Source organism: Kiritimatiellaceae bacterium, assembly GCA_013141415.1.
Lineage (GTDB): Bacteria > Verrucomicrobiota > Kiritimatiellia > Kiritimatiellales > Tichowtungiaceae > Tichowtungia.
In genome coordinates, this window is sequence record JABFQY010000003.1 from 294,245 (window position 1) to 316,403 (window position 22,159).

Annotated in this window: 17 protein-coding genes; 8 read left to right on the forward strand and 9 right to left on the reverse strand. The window is 52.8% G+C overall.

Going from position 1 to position 22,159, the window contains the following annotated elements:
* Window positions 1–2: 2 nt before the first annotated feature.
* The 5 genes from argF to HOO88_05570 form a co-directional block, all read right to left on the reverse strand.
* Window positions 3–929, reverse strand: a complete 927-nt coding sequence (argF, locus tag HOO88_05550; protein ID NOU36214.1) for an ornithine carbamoyltransferase — start codon at window positions 927–929, stop codon at window positions 3–5.
* Window positions 926–2,011 (reverse strand): aspartate carbamoyltransferase, encoded by a 1,086-nt coding sequence (gene pyrB, locus HOO88_05555; protein ID NOU36215.1) that lies wholly within the window; start codon window positions 2,009–2,011, stop codon window positions 926–928. Before pyrB ends, argF begins: the two co-directional genes overlap by 4 nt.
* 71 nt (window positions 2,012–2,082) lie before the next feature.
* Complete coding sequence (locus tag HOO88_05560) at window positions 2,083–3,852, reverse strand: ABC transporter ATP-binding protein (GenBank protein NOU36216.1); 1,770 nt, start codon at window positions 3,850–3,852, stop codon at window positions 2,083–2,085.
* A 119-nt stretch (window positions 3,853–3,971) separates the two neighbouring features.
* Window positions 3,972–4,685: a biotin--[acetyl-CoA-carboxylase] ligase gene (locus tag HOO88_05565; protein NOU36217.1), complete on the reverse strand. Its 714-nt coding sequence runs from the start codon at window positions 4,683–4,685 to the stop codon at window positions 3,972–3,974.
* 67 nt (window positions 4,686–4,752) lie between these two features.
* Window positions 4,753–6,618: a hypothetical protein gene (locus tag HOO88_05570; protein NOU36218.1), complete on the reverse strand. Its 1,866-nt coding sequence runs from the start codon at window positions 6,616–6,618 to the stop codon at window positions 4,753–4,755.
* A 140-nt stretch (window positions 6,619–6,758) separates the two neighbouring features.
* Between HOO88_05570 and HOO88_05575 the strand changes: the two genes are divergently transcribed.
* The 3 genes from HOO88_05575 to HOO88_05585 are packed head-to-tail and all read left to right on the forward strand — an operon-like array spanning window position 6,759 to window position 11,006.
* Entirely contained in the window at window positions 6,759–8,060 is a 1,302-nt protein-coding gene (locus tag HOO88_05575) for a hypothetical protein (GenBank protein NOU36219.1), read from the forward strand.
* 6 nt (window positions 8,061–8,066) lie between these two features.
* Window positions 8,067–9,494 (forward strand): sulfatase, encoded by a 1,428-nt coding sequence (locus HOO88_05580; GenBank protein NOU36220.1) that lies wholly within the window; start codon window positions 8,067–8,069, stop codon window positions 9,492–9,494.
* Window positions 9,495–9,533: 39 nt separating this feature from the next.
* Window positions 9,534–11,006: a cysteine--tRNA ligase gene (locus tag HOO88_05585; GenBank protein NOU36221.1), complete on the forward strand. Its 1,473-nt coding sequence runs from the start codon at window positions 9,534–9,536 to the stop codon at window positions 11,004–11,006.
* 61 nt (window positions 11,007–11,067) lie between these two features.
* Here the strand turns inward: HOO88_05585 and HOO88_05590 are convergent, their stop codons facing one another.
* Window positions 11,068–11,730, reverse strand: coding sequence for a hypothetical protein (locus HOO88_05590; GenBank protein NOU36222.1), 663 nt, complete (start codon window positions 11,728–11,730; stop codon window positions 11,068–11,070).
* Between the two features lie 84 nt (window positions 11,731–11,814).
* On the opposite strand from HOO88_05590, the gene HOO88_05595 reads away from it, so the two are divergent.
* Entirely contained in the window at window positions 11,815–12,462 is a 648-nt protein-coding gene (locus HOO88_05595; GenBank protein ID NOU36223.1) for a dTMP kinase, read from the forward strand.
* Window positions 12,386–13,375 (forward strand): hypothetical protein, encoded by a 990-nt coding sequence (locus HOO88_05600; protein NOU36224.1) that lies wholly within the window; start codon window positions 12,386–12,388, stop codon window positions 13,373–13,375. The genes HOO88_05595 and HOO88_05600 overlap by 77 nt, the downstream gene beginning before the upstream one ends.
* A 67-nt stretch (window positions 13,376–13,442) precedes the next feature.
* Here HOO88_05600 and aroQ read toward each other — a convergent pair whose 3' ends face one another.
* Complete coding sequence (gene aroQ / locus HOO88_05605) at window positions 13,443–13,895, reverse strand: type II 3-dehydroquinate dehydratase (GenBank protein NOU36225.1); 453 nt, start codon at window positions 13,893–13,895, stop codon at window positions 13,443–13,445.
* A gap of 109 nt (window positions 13,896–14,004) precedes the next feature.
* Between aroQ and HOO88_05610 the strand changes: the two genes are divergently transcribed.
* Window positions 14,005–15,255: an amidohydrolase gene (locus tag HOO88_05610; GenBank protein NOU36226.1), complete on the forward strand. Its 1,251-nt coding sequence runs from the start codon at window positions 14,005–14,007 to the stop codon at window positions 15,253–15,255.
* A 269-nt stretch (window positions 15,256–15,524) separates the two neighbouring features.
* Window positions 15,525–18,626, forward strand: a complete 3,102-nt coding sequence (locus tag HOO88_05615) for a hypothetical protein (GenBank protein ID NOU36227.1) — start codon at window positions 15,525–15,527, stop codon at window positions 18,624–18,626.
* A gap of 72 nt (window positions 18,627–18,698) precedes the next feature.
* Here the strand turns inward: HOO88_05615 and HOO88_05620 are convergent, their stop codons facing one another.
* Both HOO88_05620 and HOO88_05625 read right to left on the reverse strand, forming a co-directional pair.
* Window positions 18,699–19,373, reverse strand: a complete 675-nt coding sequence (locus tag HOO88_05620; GenBank protein ID NOU36228.1) for a hypothetical protein — start codon at window positions 19,371–19,373, stop codon at window positions 18,699–18,701.
* A gap of 74 nt (window positions 19,374–19,447) precedes the next feature.
* Window positions 19,448–20,680 carry a thioredoxin fold domain-containing protein gene (locus HOO88_05625; protein ID NOU36229.1) on the reverse strand — a complete coding sequence of 411 codons (1,233 nt, stop codon included), beginning with the start codon at window positions 20,678–20,680 and terminating at the stop codon, window positions 19,448–19,450.
* Window positions 20,681–20,706: 26 nt separating this feature from the next.
* On the opposite strand from HOO88_05625, the gene HOO88_05630 reads away from it, so the two are divergent.
* Window positions 20,707–22,092: an HD domain-containing protein gene (locus HOO88_05630; GenBank protein NOU36230.1), complete on the forward strand. Its 1,386-nt coding sequence runs from the start codon at window positions 20,707–20,709 to the stop codon at window positions 22,090–22,092.
* Window positions 22,093–22,159 lie beyond the last annotated feature (67 nt).

Below are 22,159 nucleotides of genomic sequence, written 5' to 3' on the forward strand. Positions count from 1 at the left end.
GACTAGACAGCACCGCAGAGGGTGAGCATGACGGCTTTCTGAGCGTGGAGCCGGTTTTCGGCTTCGTCGAAGACGACCGATTGCGGGCCGTCGATCACTTCAGCGGTCTGCTCGGCGCCGCGCAGGGCTGGCAGACAGTTCATAAAGATGGCGTCCGGTTTGGCGTGCTTCATCAGCGCGGCGTTGACCTGATACGGTGTGAATAGTTTAACGCGCGCGGCTTCTTCATCCTTCGGAATGTGGTAGCTCATCCATGAGTCGGTATAGACGATGTCGGCGTCTTTGATCGCTTCGACCGGATCGTCGGTGACGACCAGTTCACAGCCCGATTCCCGCGCAAACTGCGCGCAGAGTTCGGTGACTTCGACGGCGGGCATCTGTTCTTCCGGCGAGCCGACACTGCAATGCATTCCGAGTTTGGTGCAGCCTTGCATGAGCGAATGGGTGACGTTGTTGTAGCCGTCGCCGAGATAGGCCAGCTTCAATCCTTTGAGCGCGCCTTTCTTTTCATGAATGGTCATTAAGTCGGCCAGGATCTGGCAGGGATGGCCTTCGTCGGTCAGCGCGTTAATCACCGGAATGGTGGCGTACTCAGCCATTTCGAGAATGTCGGAGTGGCTGAACAGGCGCGCCATGACGATATTGCACATGCGGCTGATCACTTTGATGGAGTCCTCGATAGTTTCCTTGCCGCCGCCCATGGGCGAAGTACTCATGTCGTAGTAAATGGCGTGGCCGCCGAGCTGGGTCATGCCGATTTCAAACGACAGCCGTGTGCGCAGACTCGGCTTTTCAAAAATCATCAGCAGAGTTTTCTGCTTCATGGAGTCCGCGTATTTCTGCGGCTTGGCTTTGACTTTGGCGGCCAGTTCCAGCACATCGAGAATTTCCTGTGAGCTCCAGTCTTTGAGTGAGATCAGGTGTTTCATCGTTTCATCTCCCTGTAATAATTTCGCACGGCGCCGTCGCATTCGAAAATGCTCAGAATCAGCGCGGCACGGATCCACATTCCGTTACGAACCTGCCGCCAGTAAACGGCGCGCGGGTCGCTGTCGACCGCCGGATCAATTTCAAGGCGGCGCGGCAGCGGGTGCATAATAACGGCGGTTGGCTTGAGAACAGTAAGGTGCTCTTTGGTGAAGTAGTAGGATGCGGTGTTGATCCGGCTGCTTTCATTATCCACATCCCACTCATCCTGAATGCGGGTCATGTAGATCGCGTCCACTTCCGGAATCACCTTGGCAAAGTCGTGACTGATTTCGTACGGCATACCGGCCGCATCGAGCTGTTTGAGAATGTCGTCGCCAATCTGCAGTTCCGGCGGCGCAACGAAATAGGCTTTGACGCCTTTGTACTGCGTGAGGAGCCACGCCAGCGACCGGACTGTGCGACCGCGTTTCAGGTCGCCGACGAAAGCGATCTTCTTGCCGTCAATGCCGCCTATATTTTCAAAGCTGCGGGCCAGTGTGTAGATATCAAGCAGAGCCTGCGTCGGGTGCTGGTCTTTACCGGAACCGGCGTTGACAACCGGTACGGGCCGATGTGTATTGGAAAGCATCCACGCGATCCGCTCGGCAAAGCCGCCCGCCGGATGGCGCATAATGATCAGGTCGGCGTACGAGCTGAACGTCCGGACAGAATCTTCCGGCGACTCCCCTTTCATTTCGCTGGAGGTTGAACTGTCGCGCACATTCATGGTCTGCATGCCGACAATCTGGCAGGCGGAATAAAACGAAAGATACGTGCGGGTCGAAGGCTGGGCGAAGTAAAGCATCGCCCGTTTGTCAAAAAGCTGTTTCTGGAGAAAGGTGTTTCCGTCGCGGGTTTTAGCAATGCGGCGAACACAGGTCGCCAGCGAACAAAGGTCTTCAAGCATTGAACGGCTGAACTGCTGGGCGACCAGCGCATGGAATGACCGGCCGTTTTCGACGAAGTATGGGGCTTTCTCAACGGCGCTTAATCCGCTGAGGTCGTCCCACAAAATCTGATTCAGTATCGCCGTTTTACTCATGAAGCCTCCGTTTCAGAATCGTTGCCGCTTTATATGCCATTTCTCTGTGGATTGGAAATTGTTTGAACAGGTTAATGTTGAAGCTGCTGCATTTCAAAAAAGTAACCGCGGCGGGTCATCAGTTCATCGTACGATCCGACTTCTTCAATCTGCCCGTCCTTCATAACGACAATGCGGTTGGCCTTCCGGATGGTGGAAAGGCGGTGCGCGACGATGAAGGTCGTGCGGTGCTGTACTGCCAGCTCGATCGCCTCCTGCACCTTTTTCTCAGAAACCACATCGAGCGCGGAGGTGGCTTCGTCGAGCACCAGAATACGCGGATTGCGAATCAGCGCCCGGGCAATGGCAATACGCTGGCGCTGACCGCCGGAAAGCAGCGCGCCGTCCTCGCCGATGCGTGTGTCGAGGCCTTTGGGAAGTCCATCAACCAGCTCAATCAGATTGGCGGCGGCGAGTATTTCGCGCAGGCGTTCATCTCTGACACCGGTCAGTCCGTAGGTGATATTCTCGCGAATGGTGCCGGAAAAAAGAACCGTCTCCTGCGGCACAACGGAAATGAAGCGGCGGGCTGTGCGCATATCGATTTCTTCCATATCCTGTCCGTCGAAAAGAATCCGGCCTTGCTGCGGACGGCGGAAGCCGATCAGCAATTGCATCAGCGTGGATTTCCCGCCGCCGCTCGGCCCGACCAGCGCGATACATTCGCCCGGCGCTACATCGAGTGAAAAATTCCGGATCGCCGGGCCTTTTTCTTTCTCATAGGAAAAAGTCATATCTTGAAACTGAACATGCCCGTTCATGGCATCAACGGTGCGGCGTCCGCGGTTATATTCCAGATCCGGAGATTCCATCACTTCGCCGATGGAGCGAACCGACTCAATCCCGCGGGCCAGTTGCGGATACATATTCATCAGCTGCGAAACGCTCATCACGATCGTGCTGAACATGCTCTGGTAAAGGACAATGTCGCCGACGGTGATCCAGCCTTTACGGCAGAACCAGCTCATCACAATCAGTCCGAATACCATGGAAAGCTGAAAAACCACAAAGGCGGAAGATCCGAAAACTGCATTGAGAATATCCAGTCGGCGTCCTCGCTCGTTGACCGCACCGAACTGCGCTTCCATCCGGCGGGCCGCCTCTTCTTCCAGTCCGTGCGCCCGCACCACCGGAATCATGTTAAGCATTTCTGTCACCTCGGCTGACATCTGCTCGACTTCCGACCGGAAGGCCGTGTTGCGTTCGCGAATCCGACGCTCAAAAATAAAACGCAAGCCGTTGATCACCGGGATCAGCAGGATAAAAAATACCAGCAGGCGCGGCTGGCGGACGGCGGTCACGATCACGGCGAAGAAAAATGAAAGCACCGCCAGAGAGCCGGAATCGCCGATCTGCATGCAGAACATCTGCACCTGCTCGACATCGCGCAACAATTTTGCCTGAAGGCGGCCCGTTTCCGTGCGGTCATGAAAGGCAATTGAAAGATGCTGAAGTCGCGTCACCAGCGCACTGCGCAACGTGCGTTCCAGATCACGCACCGCGCCGCTCAGCATGGAAACATAAAGCGTGTGCGTTGGAATGTTCTGCACAATCAGGACGACCACTGCCGCGAAATACAGCGTCAGTTGCGAGGCGGGAAACGCGACCGGGTCGGCCAGGCTGTTGATTACCCGTGCGATCAAAAACGGAATAACCCACATCGGCGAATGCTTGATGACCATAACCAGCAAGGTGGCAACGTAAAACCACCGGGGGCGATTCAACAGACCGAGAAGCGTCCGAACAGGCTGTTTGCTACTGTAATTATATTCAAGCGGTCTAAAGGGCGTCTGTGGACACATGAAAAAACTCCTGATTGAAACCTCTGCCGGAAGGCCAAGGCCTTAAATTTTCCGGCGAACTGGCGGCAATAGTCCTTCTTCGGAGTTCTTTTCTCAATACTCAGATTAAGAAAAATGATTCAGCCAGAAAGATCGCCAGCCCAAATCGGGCTGACTGCACCGTTTCCGTCGCGCAACAGCAGTTCGCCGTCCGGCCCGAAGCCGGCAAGAATTCCGGTGCGAACCGCTGTGCCGTTACGCACCATGACGGATTTTCCGATGTTCGGAATTTTTGATTCCCAGTTCTTCCGGATTTCCGGAAAGCCGCCCTGCGCCCATTCATCAAGCCGGACGGAAAGACGCTTCAGCAGCTTTTCGAGCAGTTCATCGATGTCGCGGCGTTTGCCGGTTTCAATCAGAACCGACGTGGCGGGCTGATCAATGTGCTCCGCATTCTGCATATTGACATTCAGGCCGATGCCGATGATGACGCCATCGGCAATTCCTTCGGAAAGAATCCCGCAGATTTTCTTCCCGTTCACCAGCACGTCGTTCGGCCATTTCAGCGACGGGTTCAGCCCTTCCGCTTCGAGCAGTTCGGCGACGGCAATCGCAGCGGCCATGGAAGCGGACGGTAACTTCCGGGGATTGAATTTTCCGCACAGAAGAATTGAAAAGGTGAGATTGGCGCCAACCGACGAAACCCATTCACGGTCGAGCCGTCCCCGACCCTGCGTCTGTTCGCGCGCCGCAACCACCGTGCCGGACGGAAGACTGTTCTCCACCGCCAGCCGTTCCTTAAGAAAGGTGTTGGTGGATGGAAGCCGCGCATACCACTGGAGATAAAATTTCACTGAGAAATGTATGCCCGTTCCGGCAGAAAACGGCCATCAGAAAAACGATAACAAATGCGTCCAGCTTCTATTGAGCCGCTCCAGCCTGATGGTATTTCAGAATCATTTGGTTCAGCTCGGCCCCTTTATCTCTGGCAAGATCCTTCGGATAACGCCCGCGTTTGTCACATATCTGGGGATTTGCACCATGCTCCAACAGCACTCTAATGTTTTCGGTTGCATCCCCTCCCACAGCAACATGTAAAGCAGTCACGCCGGCTTGATCCTGATGGTTTGGATCCGCACCTGCTTCTAAGAGCAAGGGAAGGATGCTATCCGTTTTGCCCCAATTCCATATCGCCGCATCTAACAGAGGTGTGCGACCTTTTGAATCGGCACTATTCACATCCGCCCCGTACTGAAGCAGTAATACCATAATTTGTAAGCCCGACGCATTGTGTGCAGCCCATCCGAGAGCTGTCCGGCCATCCATATCTTTATCGTTCGGGTCAGCCCCACCTATGAGCAACTCTTGGCAGAGAGCATAATCCCTTGCCTTAACAGCCTGATGCAACGGGTTCGCCAAAACCGAAGCCTGTGCAGCACCCGCGTTCTGCAGTGCCGCAATGATGGGTCGATTTCCCCGCTGGACGGCGTACTCCATGACCGACAGACCGGCGCGATCTGTGGCATTCACATCCGCTCCATGTGAAATTAAGCCGCGAACCTGCCGCAAATGTCCGGAGCGAACGGCATTCATCAGCACCGAAACGCCTTTCTCATCCTGAAAGTTTACCTGCGCTCCGGCGGCAATCAGTGCCTCACGAATGTTGTCGGAATGTGACGTATCGCCCCAGCACACGGCATAAAACAACGGAGTGCGTAAAACACGGCTGTTCACTTCTGCTTTAGCCCCGCGCATAAGCAGGTATGACAAGGCATCATACTTTTCGTTCTGCACAGCGGCGAAAAGCGCGGTACGACCGATTGTATCCGGCTCTTCAATCGGAAATCCATTAGCCAACAGCCAGTCTAAGACCCGGATCTGCCCCGTAAAGCCCGCGCCCTGTCCGGCAGTCATTCCTCTTTGATCATGGACGGTGAGCGGCATACCCGCCTGATAGAAGAGATTCAGCATTTCCAGCTCGCCCTTTTCTGCAAATCGAACAAAGCAGTCGGCCGTGAAATCGCTGCCATCCACCGAAATTCCATTGATAAATTCGATGATTTTATCCGGTGAAAGTTTCGACGCCGTTTCAAAGTACGACACATGCGGTTTTTCTATTACCTGATCGATCTGGACAGGTTTTGCCGGATCGCAAGCCTGCTGAAGACTGCGCACAAGCTCATTGGAAGAACTTAAAGGATCGCCAAGCCGCTTAGCCATTTCGAGCACTCCGGCGGACTGCGGAGCGTCAATTCCAATGGCGGCCGGAATGAGGATCAGACTATGGACGGCTAACGGTCCGGACAGCCGCCGAATACAAATTTTTGATGCGCTGGGATAATCCATCAAAGGAATAACCAGCGTACTTACATTGATCGCCCCCATGACATCGGCGACATTGGAAAACAAATCCAATGCCACGATTTGATCCTTATCATTCAGTAATTGGATAATAAAATTCGCATTGCTGCTGGCGCAGACAAATGACATGGCGAGATCGGACGTTAATTTAGTCCGATCCAATTCAAGAACCAGCTTACCCCTGCCCCACGGCTTCTCTGAATCGACAGACCACCGCGCAGGAGCCGCGGGAAAAGCCCCGTCCTGCTGATTCACGCGTACAACCCATTCAGCACCGCTTAACGTCGGTTTGCCTTCTGCAAAACTCACGGAAGCCCAGGGGGAAGAAGGTTCTGCGAAGGCCCGGGACTCAAGCAGAAATACGCCCGACAACATTATGATGCACAATAAACTGAGGCGACGGTTCACGCGGAATACAGTTTTCATCACTCATCCTCCTGTCACTCTGCCGGATACTTTTTAATTCAGGAAACATGTATAAAGAACAACTCCCTGACCGGCTCAGAACATAATGGCTCGATAATAATCTTGCAAAACAAAAGCAGACTCCGGCTTCATAGGAGACTATGAAATTGCACATTATCGGCATTGGCGGAACGGGGATGAACGGCATCGCCCAGCTGGCCGCACATGCCGGATATTCTGTCTCCGGCTCCGACCGCGCGACCGGTCTGCCAATTTTCAATACGCTGGAAAAACTGGGCGTCCGGATTGTTCCTCAGGACGGCTCCGGTATCACCGCCGATACCAATGCCGTCGTCTACAGCACCGCCATTGAATCCGACAATCCAGACATCCAACAATCCAAACTCCTTAACATCCCCCTGCTCCACCGCGCCGATATGCTGGCAAAGCTCTGTGAAGGCAAAGAGGTAATCGCCGTCGCTGGAACCGCCGGAAAATCCACCGTCACCGGAATGCTTGGTTGGATTTTTCAATGCCTCGGCAAAGACCCGACCGTCTATTGCGGAGCCCCGGTTTTGAATTGGCAACGTAGAGGCGACGCCCCCGTCGCCTTCTCCAATAAACGCGACGAGGGCGTCGCGTCTACGCTGGGAAACGTTCGATTTGGAACCGGCCCATGGATCATCGAAGCCGACGAAAGCGACAAGTCGTTCCTTAAGTTTCATCCACACCACGCGATTATCACCAACATCGCCGAGGATCACTTTTCGCTGGCCGAACTTCACCAACTCTTCGCGCAGTTTGAGTCGCAGGTTTCCGGCACCGTCGTCAAAAAACCCGAACAGTTCGACGTAAAGCTTTCCATCCTCGGCGAACACAATGTTGAAAACGCCAACAACGCGCTGACGCTCTGCAAAGCGCTCGGCCTTGATATGCAAAAGTGCGTCGCCGCAGTCGCAACCTTTAGGGGAATCGAACGGCGGCTCGAACGGGTCGGCCCGAAAGTGATCGACGACTTCGCGCACAGCCCGATCAAGATCGCCGCCGCGCTTGAGGCAGTTTCCGGCGAGTTCTCGGCGTTCTCGGCCTACTGGCGTCCGCACGGTTACACACCGCTTTTCCAAGGATTGGACGGTTTCATAGCGGTTTTTGCCAATGCCTGGAAAGCGCCGCGTGAGGGCACGCGGCCTACAGCAGATTGTAGGCCCGGTGACCCCACCGGGCGTTTAAAACATTTATTCATCCTGCCGGTTTATTTCGCCGGCGGAACGGTAAATATCAAAATCACCTCGGAACAGTTTGTTGAAAAACTGAACGCCGCCGGTGTTCCGGCAGAGTTCGTCCCGGACTACGCCTCACTGGAAAAACAGCTGTTAAAAAAAGCACTCCCTGTGCTATGTATGGGCGCTCGTGATCCGGACCTGCCGCTTTTTGCCCGCAGACTCGCCGCGGTTTTGAAGTGAAAGGAAATGTGCATGAAACAAATCATTACAGCTCTTCCTGCAGTGCTTATCGCAACCGCCGGCGTTCACAGTCAGGCGGCAACGCGGCCCGTTAAACCGAATTTTGTTTTCTTTCTGGTTGATGATCTGGGCTGGGGAGATTTGGGCTGCTTCGGAAGCACGTTCCATGAAACACCGAATATCGATAAGCTGTGTTCCCAAGGGATGAAATTCACCATGGCCTATTCGGCCTGCACGGTCTGCTCTCCGAGCCGGGCCGCCATCCTGACCGGTCGCTATCCGGCACGGTTGCATCTGACGGACTATATCCCCGGGCGCGTCAAAAATCCTTTGGCTAAGCTTATCATCCCGGACTGGAAGATGTTCATCGACCATGAGCGGATTACGCTGCCTGAAGCCTTGAAAAAAGAAGGCGGCTATACGACTCAGCTTATTGGAAAATGGCATATGATGCCTAGTCGGACGCCCGAACTGTGTCCAGAACATACTCCGGAAAAGCACGGGTTTGACGGAAATATCGCGGGCTGCGCATCTGGACAGCCATCCGGTCCAGGAAAATATTTTTATCCATGGAACCTGCCGAACCTTGACGGCGGGAAAGAAGGCGATTTCCTGACAGACCGGCTGACGGATAAAGCTGAGGAGTTTATTACATCTACCGGTGAAAAACCGTTTCTGCTCTATATGGCCTACTATGCGGTGCATGAACCGGTGATGACCAAACCGGAGTACGAAAAAAAATATGCGGACAAGCTGGCGAAGGCTCCGACAAATACCTACCCGCAAACGAATCCAAAGTATGCAGGGCTGGTGCAAAGCGTGGATGACAGCGTCGGGCGGATCGTTGAAAAACTGCGGGCGGAAGGAAAGCTGGAAAATACAATCTTCATTTTCACCAGTGACAATGGCGGTTTAAAAAATGACTACAACGGCGGGCTGGCAGGAACGAAAGGTACGGCCTTCGAAGGCGGAACGCGCGTGCCGGCATTTATTGTCTGGCCAGGCGTAACCAAGGCGGGAAGCACATCGGACGTTCCGGTCATCGGAACCGATTATTACCCCACCATACTCGAAATGGCCGGCCTGCCGCCCAAACCAGAAGAGCATAAAGACGGCGTGAGTCTTGTGCCGTTACTTAAACAGTCCGGGACGCTCAGCCGGGACGCATTGTATTGGCATTATCCCCATTATCACGCCACCAAGCCGTATGGCGCGATTCAGCACAAAGGCTGGAAGCTGATCGAGTTTTTCGAGGACGGAGAATTGATGCTTTTCGATCTCGCCAAGGATCCGAAGGAAGAAAACAATCTCGCCCAAAGCAAACCGGAAAAAGCCGCCGAATTGCTGAAAAAACTACAGGAATGGCGCCTGTCGGTAAACGCCCAGATGCCGACGTCGAATCCGAACTATGATCCGCAAAAGGCAAAAAAATAAAAAAGGTTCGGGCACGCTGAACAATAATTGAACTGCGCTATGAGTTTTAAAATCTACAACACGATGTCCCGCTCGCAGGAAGAGCTGGTTCCGCTGAAAGACAACCACGTCCGCATGTACACCTGCGGCCCGACGGTTTACAACTACGCCCATATCGGCAACTACCGCGCCTATATGTTCGAAGACCTGCTTCGCCGCTGGATCAAATACAAAGGGTTCAAGGTGACACAGGTGCAGAACCTGACGGACGTGGACGACAAGACCATCCGCGGCTCGCGCGAAACCGGCCTGCCGCTGCGCGAGTACACCCAGAAATACAAGGACGCCTTTTTCGCCGACCTCAAATCGCTCAATATCGAGCCCGCCGAGTTTTATCCCGCCGCGACCGACTGCATTCCCGAAATGATCGCCATTATCGAAAAGCTCTTCGCTAAAGGACTGGCCTACAAGTCCGATGACGGCTCGGTCTATTTCCCGATCGATAAGTTTCCTGAATACGGAAAACTGGCGCACCTCGACCGCGAAGGAATGCGCTCCGGCGCGCGCGTCGCGCAGGACGAATACGACAAGGAAAACGCCGCCGACTTCGCCCTTTGGAAAGGCTACGACGAAGCCGACGGCGATGTCGTCTGGGATTCGCCGTGGGGCAAAGGCCGCCCCGGCTGGCATATCGAGTGTTCCGCCATGAGCATGAAATATCTCGGCGAGACCTTCGATCTGCACACCGGCGGCGTGGACAACATTTTTCCGCACCACGAAGACGAAATCGCTCAGAGCGAAGGTGCCAACGGTTGCATGTATTCCAAATACTGGATGCACTGCGCCCACCTGCAAGTGGACGGTAAAAAAATGTCCAAGTCGCTCGGCAACTTCTACACGCTGCGCGAGATTCTGGAAAAAGGTTTCACCGGACGCGAAATCCGCTACGAACTGATCGGTACGCACTATCGCCAAAGCCTCAACTTTACCTTCGCCTCGCTGAACGCCAACCGCGCCGCCCTCGCCCGCCTCGACGAATTCTACGCCAAGGTCAAAGACGCTGCGCGGGACGAGCTTGTAGGACAGGCTTCTCTGTACCCAGAGAGCCTGTGTGGTAGTAACGAGAACACACGCTCCCGAATACGGGAAGCGTGTCCTACAATGAAAGACCTGCCCGGCTGGGCCATTGAACTCGAAAAGCGGTTCGCCGAATCGCTCGACGACGACCTTAACATCGCTGGCGGACTCGGCGCACTATTCGACGGCGTCCATGAAGGCAACAAAGCGTTTCCGATGGATTCAAAAACCGCGCTGGCTGTTTCCAACCTTTGGAAAAAACTGGATAGCGTCCTCGGATTCCTTGAGCCGCCCGCCGCTGAAATTCCGGCGGAACTGATTCTGATGGCCGAAGCGCGCGTCGCCGCAAAAAAAGCCAAAAACTTCGCCGAAGCCGACCGCCTGCGCGACGCCATCACCGCCGCCGGTTGGACCGTTCAAGACACTCCGACCGGTCCGAAGTTGAAGAAAAATTAGCCACGAAAAGGCACGAAAACAGGATTTAAATTTTTGTGTTTTTTGTGGCGATTAACTACCCCTATAAATCCGGAACAGTTTCGAGGAAGAGCTGACCGGTCGGGCTGATTTTGAAGACGCAAATCACGCCGGGTTGAAGTTTTTGATAAACCGCATTGCCGTAGATGGCTTTGATGCCGTACTGCCGGAGTGCGTCGGGATTGTTAGCCAAATCCCATATGGCAGTCCAGAAAAGTTTCCGCTCAGAAAAATGCAGCCGCTTGAGCAAATCCCGGTAGCGGGCGGGCGGGACTCCGTCCTTTTCGATCGCAAAACCGAACGCGGGCGGCTGGGTTTCGCCGTAGATGCGCCGCCAGAGATAGAGCGAACGCTCTTTGCCATCCATGACGGCCTGCCCGGGAAAGGTGACGATGAGTGCGTCGAAGTGAACAACGTCGCCTTGAATTTCATATTCTTTTTCGAGCACCATCTTGAGCGGATTATCGCGCGCCGTTTCAACAAAGCGGATGGCCGTGTAGAGTTTGCCGTTACGGGTTTCCTGCCGGACGACTTTGGCGTAACCGATCTGGTCTTCGTGCATGAGCGTCGCCAGAGACTGCTTAAGTTTTTTATTTTCACCGAGCAGGTCGTGAACGGTTTTGGTGCCATAGAAAAGGGCCCCGGAAATAAAAATGACCGCCACCAGCGCCAGCAGGCCGAAAACAGTTCTGATCAGCTTTTTCATGACCGGAATCTTACTCCGGTTTTCCGAGCTTTGGAAGGCAACGAAGTTGCATTTCGGCGCTTTCGCGGTTAACTTCTTTTCCGTATGCGCGGCAAATTCATAACTTTAGAGGGGCCGGAAGGCTCCGGAAAATCGACGCAGGCCAAGACGCTGATCCGGCGGCTGGCCGGTTGCGGTATCGAAGCCGTTTACGCCCGCGAGCCGGGCGGTACGGCAATCGGCGAAGCGATCCGCAATATTCTCCAGCATAATGAGGCGGGCGAAGCCCCTTGTGAACGGGCGGAACTGCTTCTGTTCGAAGCCAGCCGTAATCAGCTGGTTGAAAAAGTGATCCGACCTCATCTCAAAAAAGGCATTTGGGTAATCTGTGACCGTTTTATGGATTCAACCACCGCCTATCAGGGCTACGGTCGCAACCTGCCGGTCGAAGAAATTCAGGCCATTAACCGGTTCAGCGTCAATGGCGTTTCTCCCGACCTCACTTTGCTACTCGATCTGGATGTCGCCACCGGTTTTAAACGGATCGCCCAGCGCTATCTCGCGCTCGGCGAATCGGCGGATCGCTTCGAACAGGAAGATCGCTCGTTTCACGAACGGGTTCGGGAAGGTTATCTAAAGCTGGCGAAGCAAGACCCGAAACGTTTTTACATCATCAATGCCGCGAAAAAACCTGACGCCGTCGCCGTCGCAATCTGGGATACCGTTACCGATGTCTTCCGGCAGTCAATTTAGTTCCGCATGGACGGGCATCGAAACCAGCTGGCGCAACGGCCAGCTGGCTCATGCTTATCTGTTGCAAGGCGCGCCGCACGGTGCGGCATTGCGGTTTGCCGAAAAACTGCTCAACCTGATTTTTAATAATCATCCGCAGGTTCAGACGCACGTCCATCCCGACATTGTCTGGATCGAACCGCAGAGTAAAAGCCGCCAGATTATCATCGAAGAAATCCGCGACCTGATCCGCCAGCTTTCACAAACCTCATTCGCAGGCGGCTGGAAAGCCGGTGTGATTCTATGCGCCGACCGCATGACGGATCAGGCGGCCAACGCACTCCTGAAGACGCTCGAAGAGCCGTCGGCCAGAACTTTGCTGATTTTAGTGACCGATGAACCGCAGGCGCTACTGCCAACTATTTCGTCGCGCTGTCAGCGCATCTCGCTATCCGACGAGGACGAGGAAGTCGCCCGGCACTGGAAAGACCCCATGCTCGATATTCTCGGTGAACTGCCGCCAGCCAGCATTCCGGAAGCGAGTTTGTTTACGGGCCGCATCACCGGCATTCTCAACGAGTTGAAAGAAAAGTTTGAAACCGAAGAATCCGAACGGTTGCCGGAAGATTTATCAGCCAAAGAGGCCAAAGACCTGCTGGCAGCCCGCTCGACGGCGCGCCTAATTGAATCGCGCACCGAAATTCTGCGTACCCTGCTCCAGTGGCAGCGCGACATCTTGATGCTGGTTCTGGAACAGGATGAAAGCACCCTGCACTTTCAGGACGATACCGAACAACTGAAACGGCAGGCGATGATTTGTACGCGGACCGAAGCGCTTCGCCGCATCGCCGCAGTGGATGAGATGTGCCGTCAGTTTGACCGCAACCTGCCCGCCGAACTGGTGTTCAACAACTTTTTCGCGCAGTTGGTTTAGAACGGGAGGGTTTCGCTCCGTCGAAACCAAATTCGGCGGCGACAGAGCGCCGCCCTCCGGATACGATTTATCCGCGCAGGTGTTTCACCAGCGCCTGCAAGGCGAGGATGTAGCCGTGGCCTTTGAATCCCATGATCTGACCGATACAGCCGGGAGCGGTGAGACTTTTGTGGCGGATTTCTTCGCGGGCATGGGTGTTGCTCAAATGCACTTCCACCATCGGAACTTCTTTGGCGACCGCTTTAACGGCGTCGCCCAGTCCAAGGCTGGTATGGGTGTAAGCGGCCGGATTGATGATGATGCCGTTAAATTTTCCGCGGCTTTCGCCAATCCAGGTAATCAGATCGCTCTCCGCATTGCTCTGCCGAAATTCGAGCTCTACCGCCCCCAGTTTTCCGGCGCAGGCGTTCATGTCCTGCGCGATGGAGGCCAGCGTTTCGGTGCCGTAAACCTCCGGCTCGCGCGTGCCAAGCAGGTTGAGGTTCGGGCCGTTCAGAACGAGAATTTTGAGCGTTTTCATGGCGGGAGTTTTACCAAAGATGGCGTGAATAGCAAGGGAAGCCTGCATGATGCACCCGCCGATTTATTATGGTCTTTGCGTTTTCACAAAGCTATTCTCTGCATCAGCCATGAGTATTTTAATCAGACAGGTTGAGTGGAATGGGTCGCCCGTTGATGTGCACATCAGCGGCAACCGGATCAAAAAAATCGGCGACTGTTCCGGCCAGACCGCCGAAACAGTTCTCGACGGACGGAACAAGGCGATTCTGCCGACGTTTCATAATGCCCACACTCATGCAGCGATGGCTTATATGCGCAGTTATGCCGACGACCTCGAACTGTTCACCTGGCTGAACCATCATGTCTGGCCGTTCGAAAGCAAAGTTACCGAAGCGGATGTTTATGACGGCGCACGGCTGGCCTGTCTGGAAATGATTAAGTCCGGCACGACGTTCTTTAATGACATGTACTGGTTCTGGCACGGCACCGCCCGCGCTGTCGATGAACTGGGAATGCGCGCCGCCCTCTCCGCCGTCTTCATCGACTTCGATGATCCGGCCAAAGCCAAAGAACAGATGGAACAGAACAAACGGCTGTTCGAAGAACGGACGCAGTACAGCGACCGGATTATTTTCCAGCTCGGTCCGCATGCGATTTATACCGTGTCAGAAAAATCGCTCCGCTGGTGCGCGGAGTTCGCCGCGATACATAACCTGATGATTCACATCCATCTTTCTGAAACGCAAAAGGAAGTGGCCGATTGCATTCAAAAGCACGGTATGCGTCCGCCGGAATACCTCGAATCAATCGGCTTCCTCGGCCCGAACGTCACCGCCGCGCACTGCATCTGGCTCGAACAGTCCGAAATGGAACTGCTGGCCCAGCGCGGCGTGAAAGCCCTGCACTGTCCGAGCTCCAATATGAAACTTGCCTCCGGCAAGTTCCGCTTCACCGACGCAATCAACGCCGGACTGCAAGTGGCGATCGGCACTGACGGTTGCGCTTCCAATAACTGTCTCGATATGGGTTCCGAAATCAAAATGGCCGCCCTGCTCGAAAAACATTTTACCGGTGACACGACCGTTTTGAATGCACAAACCGCATGGCATGCTGGGACCTGCGCCGGAGCGGAATTTTTCGGTCTCGACAGCGGCATCATTGCCGAAGGCGCACTGGCTGACTGCATGCTGGTTGATCTGAATAACGAACGGCTGATCCCTGGGCACCACCTGATCGCCGATATGGTTTACAGCGCGGATAGTTCCTGCATTGACACCGTGATTTGCGATGGAAAAATTCTGATGCAAAACCGTCGCGTACCGGGCGAAGAAGAAATCATCGCTAAAGGCCGCGCCCTCCGGGAAAAATTCAAACGCTGATCAGTCCGCCGGTGAACTAACCGCGAATGAACATGAATTAACGCAAATGCAGGCCGGGTGCCCTCACTCGGCGGAACAACGCCCACCGGGGGCAACAGTCCGCGCGGAAAGTAATCAACATTTTTATAAAGAGAGCAACGAAGGATTGATATAATCATTGTAATAATCCAATTTGACTATTATAAGTTTCCCAGAATGGGTAGCCCAAGAACAATAAGATTGGCTGTCAGAATCAAAACAGAACGATGTAATTATGAGGAAAAGAAGCTATGATAAATAATTGTTTTGTCGGGTTTTTGGTCTGCATCCAAACGTGTGCGCCTATATTTGCTGATCTACCCGTCATTTATCCATCGGCATCTGATGCCATGATTGTAAATGTCACCAATCCACCTGATGGTCTTGCCGCAGCTATTCCAAATGACGGAATTGATGACACGTCCGCCATCAACGCCATATTGTCGAAATATAACGGAATGTCATTAAATGCAATTACGCCGGAAGTTCCTACGGCATCACGCGTCGTTTATTTCCCGGAAGGAACATATAATATCAGTGATACTTTGATTCCTCTCATGCCAGACGGTCTTCCATCCACATCCGTCGCCATTTCCGGCGCAGGCATGGGCAGAACTATTTTCAAACTCAAAGATAATGCGAACGGTTTCAATGATACCACCCATCCAAAACCACTGATCTTTCAAGGCAAACGATATGCGGATGGCGACCCGATGGGAAGCGGTCCGTGTTCGGCGATCGGTAATTTAGTGCGAAATTTAAGCATAAACTTAGGCAATAATCCGGGTGCAGCAGGAATTTTTGTGCTATTGGCAAATATGGGTGAAATATACAACGTGTCAATTTCCGCAACTCATGCTTTTGCCGGCCTGATAACATATGATCGCGCCGGAACTGGCTTGATAAAGAATGTTAGTATAGATGGATGTAATTATGGAATTTACCAGCTATGGGATAATACAAACCATTATTATCTGCCTTTCCCGGAAGAGTCCCTTAACGACGGTTTGGTGTTTGAGCACATCACCATTTCAAACTATAAAATCTCGGCTATTTATAATTATGGCCGACATTATATTATGCGAGATGCGCTCCTTTCATCAACCAACGCCACTGGCCCGGCTATTGTACTCGGCCATTATATGCAAAATCCGGCCCAGTATGAGGCTTATGATCTACAAATTGCCGGAACACCAACCAAACCCGGGATCAAATTGCTGAGCGATCAGATTTTTATGTTCCTTAGAGACGCGAAAATCACCGACTGCTCCGTTCCAATTGACTTGTATACGGGAACTGACATAACTCAAACGACGATCGATCAGTTTTCCTCTTTATCTACTCAGTCAAAATACCGTCCGGGATCAGAGTTGACACTCCGTCTTCCAGTAAAAGAAGTGCCGGTTTATCTTCCTGGAACCGCCGATTGGACAAAAACGAGCATGCGAACAAGTTATGACTCCACAAATAACAAAATCGCCTTACAAAATGATGTAAATAATTGCACAACACCCGTGCTTTATATCCCGTATGGGCAGTACTCGCTGACGGGCACAATTAATGTCAGCAATGCCGCCTTGCGAATGATCAAAGGATTCTTCCCATACATGGTTGGATCTCCACAGATAAAAATCAGTGATGCCAATACTTGTATGAACATTGAAGATATTGTTTTTTCAGTAAATCATCAGATCATACAGGATATGAGCAAACCTCTTGTTCTTAAAAATATTGGTGTTGGCCCAAAAATCAAAAATTCTTCCGTGGCGACAGGCGATATTTTCATTGAAAACATCGGTGCGCATCCTCAAATCAGCGTAAGCAACAACATACACATGTACATTCGCCAGCTTAATCGTGAACACATGGGACTGACAAATGATGGAGCTATTATCTGGTGTCTCGGAGATAATATAGAGTCGATGGGGGATCCATGTACCATGCCATGGACTACTAAAAACGGCGGTATATCTGAAATTTTAGGCGCTCAATTTGACGCAGAGACGTCCGCAGCTAATTATTATAATGCAACGAATTATGTTTATCAAATTGATGGAGAATCCAGTCGGCTGTCCGTACTGGGCAGCGGAACATTTGCAACAAATCTTAATCATGGATGGGATCTTCTCATCACCGACAACCTAGGAGAAAAATACCAAACCACCGGAACAAATAGAGACTATTTGATTTTCAACTACCCAAATAATGCTTGGGGCAGAATGATATTACCTCCATACGTGGTTGATCGGCGGAATTTGGCCTTTTATCCAATGAGCGACGGCGTGAATAATACGGATTACTCGTTATATCATATCTCTACAATGACCCCGTCCCGTATAGCCCAACGCTCCAATTTTGGGTTTTTGTATAAGACATTCACTAACGCCCTCAGTCGAAATGGCGTCAGCAAGAATATCAATGCGGTGTACCTTGAGGATAACAACTTGGCGCTGAATAATTTTAAAACGAACTACTGTGATTTCAGCGTCGCCCCTCAGGCTGGATATACAATGAACATTTCCGGCATATCGTTTGACTATGCGGGAGAAAACAACGGCTACGGCAGTACTTACACCATGCGATTTTATTTAACGACAGATGACACAACCCCTCAGACATTAGGCTATGCTGAAATGGTCGTCACAAATAATGCATTCACCGACTGGAAAACCTGCTGGGTTGACTTGGGAAGCAACACCAACTTCCAAAATCTGACGACATCAAAAACGTTCAGAATGTATTTTACCGCAAACGTTGTGCACTGGAAATGCATTGGATATTTTGACAATGTAGCTGTGCACGGAACGTGCGATGAGCGGCTTGTAGATTTTGATTTTACAAGCAGTCTGGAACCGGTCTATCAGGATCCGCAAACAACTGGCCAGACTTTATACGAGGGAAGATTGCGTCATGTGAACGACCTCGGACTTGCTTTACAGGACGGAATGGCACGTTTATTAGCCAGTAGAACACAAAATACGATCAGCAATTCAATTGCCGCCGACCAATATCTTGTTTTTGACATCCAACCTTCTTCTTCATCCAGTATGAATTTAAAAAAGCTCATGTTTGATATGAAAATGGCTCAACTGGGTTCCTTTGGTCCGATTACATATACTGTTTCAGTTCAATCTTCCGTTAAAGGATTTGACGCGTACAAAACCATAGCTGAGTTTACTGAGATATTCAGCGACACAAACGCCGTCAAATCCAAGGTAATTGATCTGGATTACCCGGAATATCAAAACTTACAGGGTGAAGTTTCATTCCGGTTGTATATTGCCGATGATCAGGCGGGCTATTTGTATCGTCCTTCTATCGACAATCTGAAAGTTCGTGGCGTAACGAAATAGCTTTTTAAACTGTCAGTTTTTCCCGATCTGCACATTTTTATGCGCCGATCAAAATACAAATTTTCGGCGGAATTATAAATCCGCTTTTTCTGCAATCAGCAGATTGGCGGTGTAAAAGAGCATGATAAATACCAGCTCAAGAGATTCTTCAAAACAGGGAAGAATGGAAAGATCGGCCCGCTCCAGAATGCTCAATCCATCGACCGCTTCACAAAGAACAACCAGCCCTACAGCAACCCAGGCCAGCAGAAAACAGATGCCGGGGGCTTTGCTCGCGGCCGCTTTGATCATACGGCGGTAGAAGCTGAACAGAAGACCGGCGATCACGACGGCAATCGGAGCGTAGAGAAGTACCCAGGAATAGCCGCGTTGATCAAGCCGGGTATCCTTAACAATGCCGGTGGCCTGCTCCAGTTCATAGCCCATGAATTCATGGAGCGACAGCGCCTCGTCAGCCGAGAGAAAACAGAAGCCGAGCGCCATCAGAACCAGCAGGGCTTTCCCAGGCTTTGGAAGCGCCGGATGACGGCTGACTAGAAAGAAGGAAAGCCCGGCAATCACGAAAAGGATGCTTTCGAACCATGTACCGATGGTGCGCTCCTCACGCAGATCAATAATGGCGTTCAGGTAGTCCAGCAGTTTGGATGTGCCTTGCGTGTAATAGGCGAAAAATGCCTGCGCAATGACGAGCAGGCAGAGGATGATCAGTGGCCACAGTAACAGACGGAGCAGTTCACGGACTTTCAAAATAACACCTCTTTTGTTAGATGGAATCTATACATTAAAATGCGCGCTGGAAACGAATAACAATTGCCTTCGGCTCACTTGACGGGGTTCAGGACGACGTACGTCGGCAGGCCCAGCACTCCGAAATGATCAAGAATTTCCTTGGCTGGTGATTCGTCGTAGTTTGAGGCATCAAACTTGATCACCTTGTACCGCTCCATGCGGGATTTGATTTTTGGATCGGCAAATGTGGTCTTATCCATTGCGCGGCAGTTCTTACACCAGTCGGCCCAGAAATCGATAAAGACCGGTTGATTGGCCGCCAAAGCTTCCGATAGAACATCTTTGAAGCAGGTTGATTTATTTTCGCAAACCACCAGATGCTCCTCGCCGCCGGATGGCTTCATGTGTGCTATCAGCAGACGTCCGCCCAGCTGCCCGTAATAACCGGCCAGTAATAGAATCAGCACGCCGAATCCGCGCTTTACCCATTCCATCCATGCGCCCGGCCTCGGCAGGAACGACAGCCCCGCTCCGGCAAACGGCCACGGCAGTGCCATGCCCAGACCCAGCACAAACGGCAAAGCCAGCCCGGCATGCACGCCGTTGGTGTACAGATTGCCGGAAAGAAGCAGTACAGCAATCACCACCGGGGCCACGCAGGCACCGGCCAGCAGAGCTGACAGTCCGCCGATACCGAACGCGGCCAGATATTCCTCTTCGACCTGCCGACGGCTTAGATGCTGATGGAGTTTTGCCAGATCAATATGAAATACGTTGAACATCGCCAGCGCCAGTAGCAGAAAAATCACCGCGATGATGAGATTAAACCACGGACTGGCATTCAGTGCGCCGAACCGTGCGCCGCCCAGCACCACCGCCAGTCCGAGAAGTCCGTAAACCACCGTAATCCCCAGTCCGTACGCCGAACCGAGCGCAAACCCTTTGCGGCGCGATTCCGACTGTGCCCCGGCCCCGATGATCGCCAGATTCACCGGAATCATCGGCAGAACGCATGGCGTCAGGTTCAACGCCAACCCGCCGAACAGGATTAGCAGCAATGTCGGCCACAAACCCCAGTTCTCATAAAACGTAACCGGCCGCGCCGTAAACCGTTTGAAAATTCCGGGCTTCTTGCGCATCCCTTCCGCACGATCCAGAAATTCCGTAAAGTCTCCAACATCCATGTATCCCGTGCCGGTTCGTACGACGGTGAACTGCTTTACAACATCCTGCCAGGATGTTTCGGCTGGTTTCTGCACAGGACTCTGCGCGGTAGCGGTCAGCACCGCCGCAAGAAGAAGAGAGAAAAGGATTAACTTTTTCATAGGTACACTCCAGACTCACCGCACTTATGGACAGCGACGAGCATACCGCGTTAAAAATTTTGAAGCAAATCCGCAAGGCAGGTTTTTCCGCTTTCTTTGCTGGCGGCTCGGTGCGCGATAAACTGCTGGGCCGTATAGCCAAAGACTATGACATCGCCACCAGCGCCACGCCGGACCAAATCGAAGCACTCTTTCCGAAAACCGTTGCCGTCGGCAAAGCCTTCGGTGTCATCGTCGTTGTGCAGGATGGAACCGAAACCGAAGTCGCCACGTTCCGCGCCGATGGCGGCTATCAGGATGGTCGCCGCCCCGACTCCATTCATTTCTGCGGCGCGGAGGAAGATGCCAAACGCCGCGACTTCACCGTCAACGGCATGTTCTATGATCCGCTCGAAGACAAAGTAATCGACTATGTCGGCGGACAGGTTGACCTCGAAAAGAAGATTATCCGTGCCATCGGCGATCCGGAAAAGCGTTTTTCCGAAGACCATCTGCGAATGCTCCGCGCCGTTCGTTTCGCACACACCCTCGGATTTGAAATCGAACGGGCGACCCGCGCCGCGATTAAAAAGTTCGCGCCGGATATCGCCAAAATCAGCGCCGAACGGATCGAAAATGAATTTTCGCGCACGCTCACCGAAAGCATCAAACCCGGTGATGCGCTGAAAGACCTGGTCGACCTCGGACTCATGGCGCACATCATCCCCGAAATTCTTCCAATGATCGGACAGGAACAGCCGCCGGAATTTCATCCGGAAGGCGATGTCTTTGTACACACCTGCCTCATGCTCAACCTGATGAAAAATCGTGACGCAGACACCCTCGCCTTCGGCAAATGGCAGACGGGGGCGTCTGCCCCACAACTACAGAACACACCACCCAACTTCAATAAGCTCCTCGCCTACACCGCGCTCCTGCACGATGTCGGGAAACCTGCGACAGCCTTTATGGGTGCAGACCGTCTGCGTTTCCACGGTCACGAACGAAAGAGCGCCGAAATGGCGGAAGAAATTCTGCGCCGTCTGAAACTGCCGTCGAAAGAGATTAAACAGATCGTCACCGCCGTTGACGGCCACATGCGCTTCAAGGATGTGCAGAAGATGAATAAATCGACTCTGCGTAAACTGATGGGTGCGGAGACATTTGACCTCGAACTGGAGTTGCACCGCGTCGACTGCTCCGGCAGTCACGGCCTGCTAGACAACTATCACTTCCTGCTCGCAAAAGCCGAAGAGATGAAAAACGAGCCGATCCTGCCCGAACGGTGGGTCACCGGAAAAGACCTGCGCGAACTCGGCGTCGCTCCCGGCCCGCGCATGGGCGAACTGATCCAGCTCGCCTACGACGCCCAGCTCGAAGGCCGCTTCCCCGACCGCGACGCCCTGCTCGTCTGGCTTAAGACACAGATCTGATTGGAAAAACCATTGCGGAAAGCCGGAAACATTGGAACACTCCGGCCACGATTTAAACGGGAGTCCT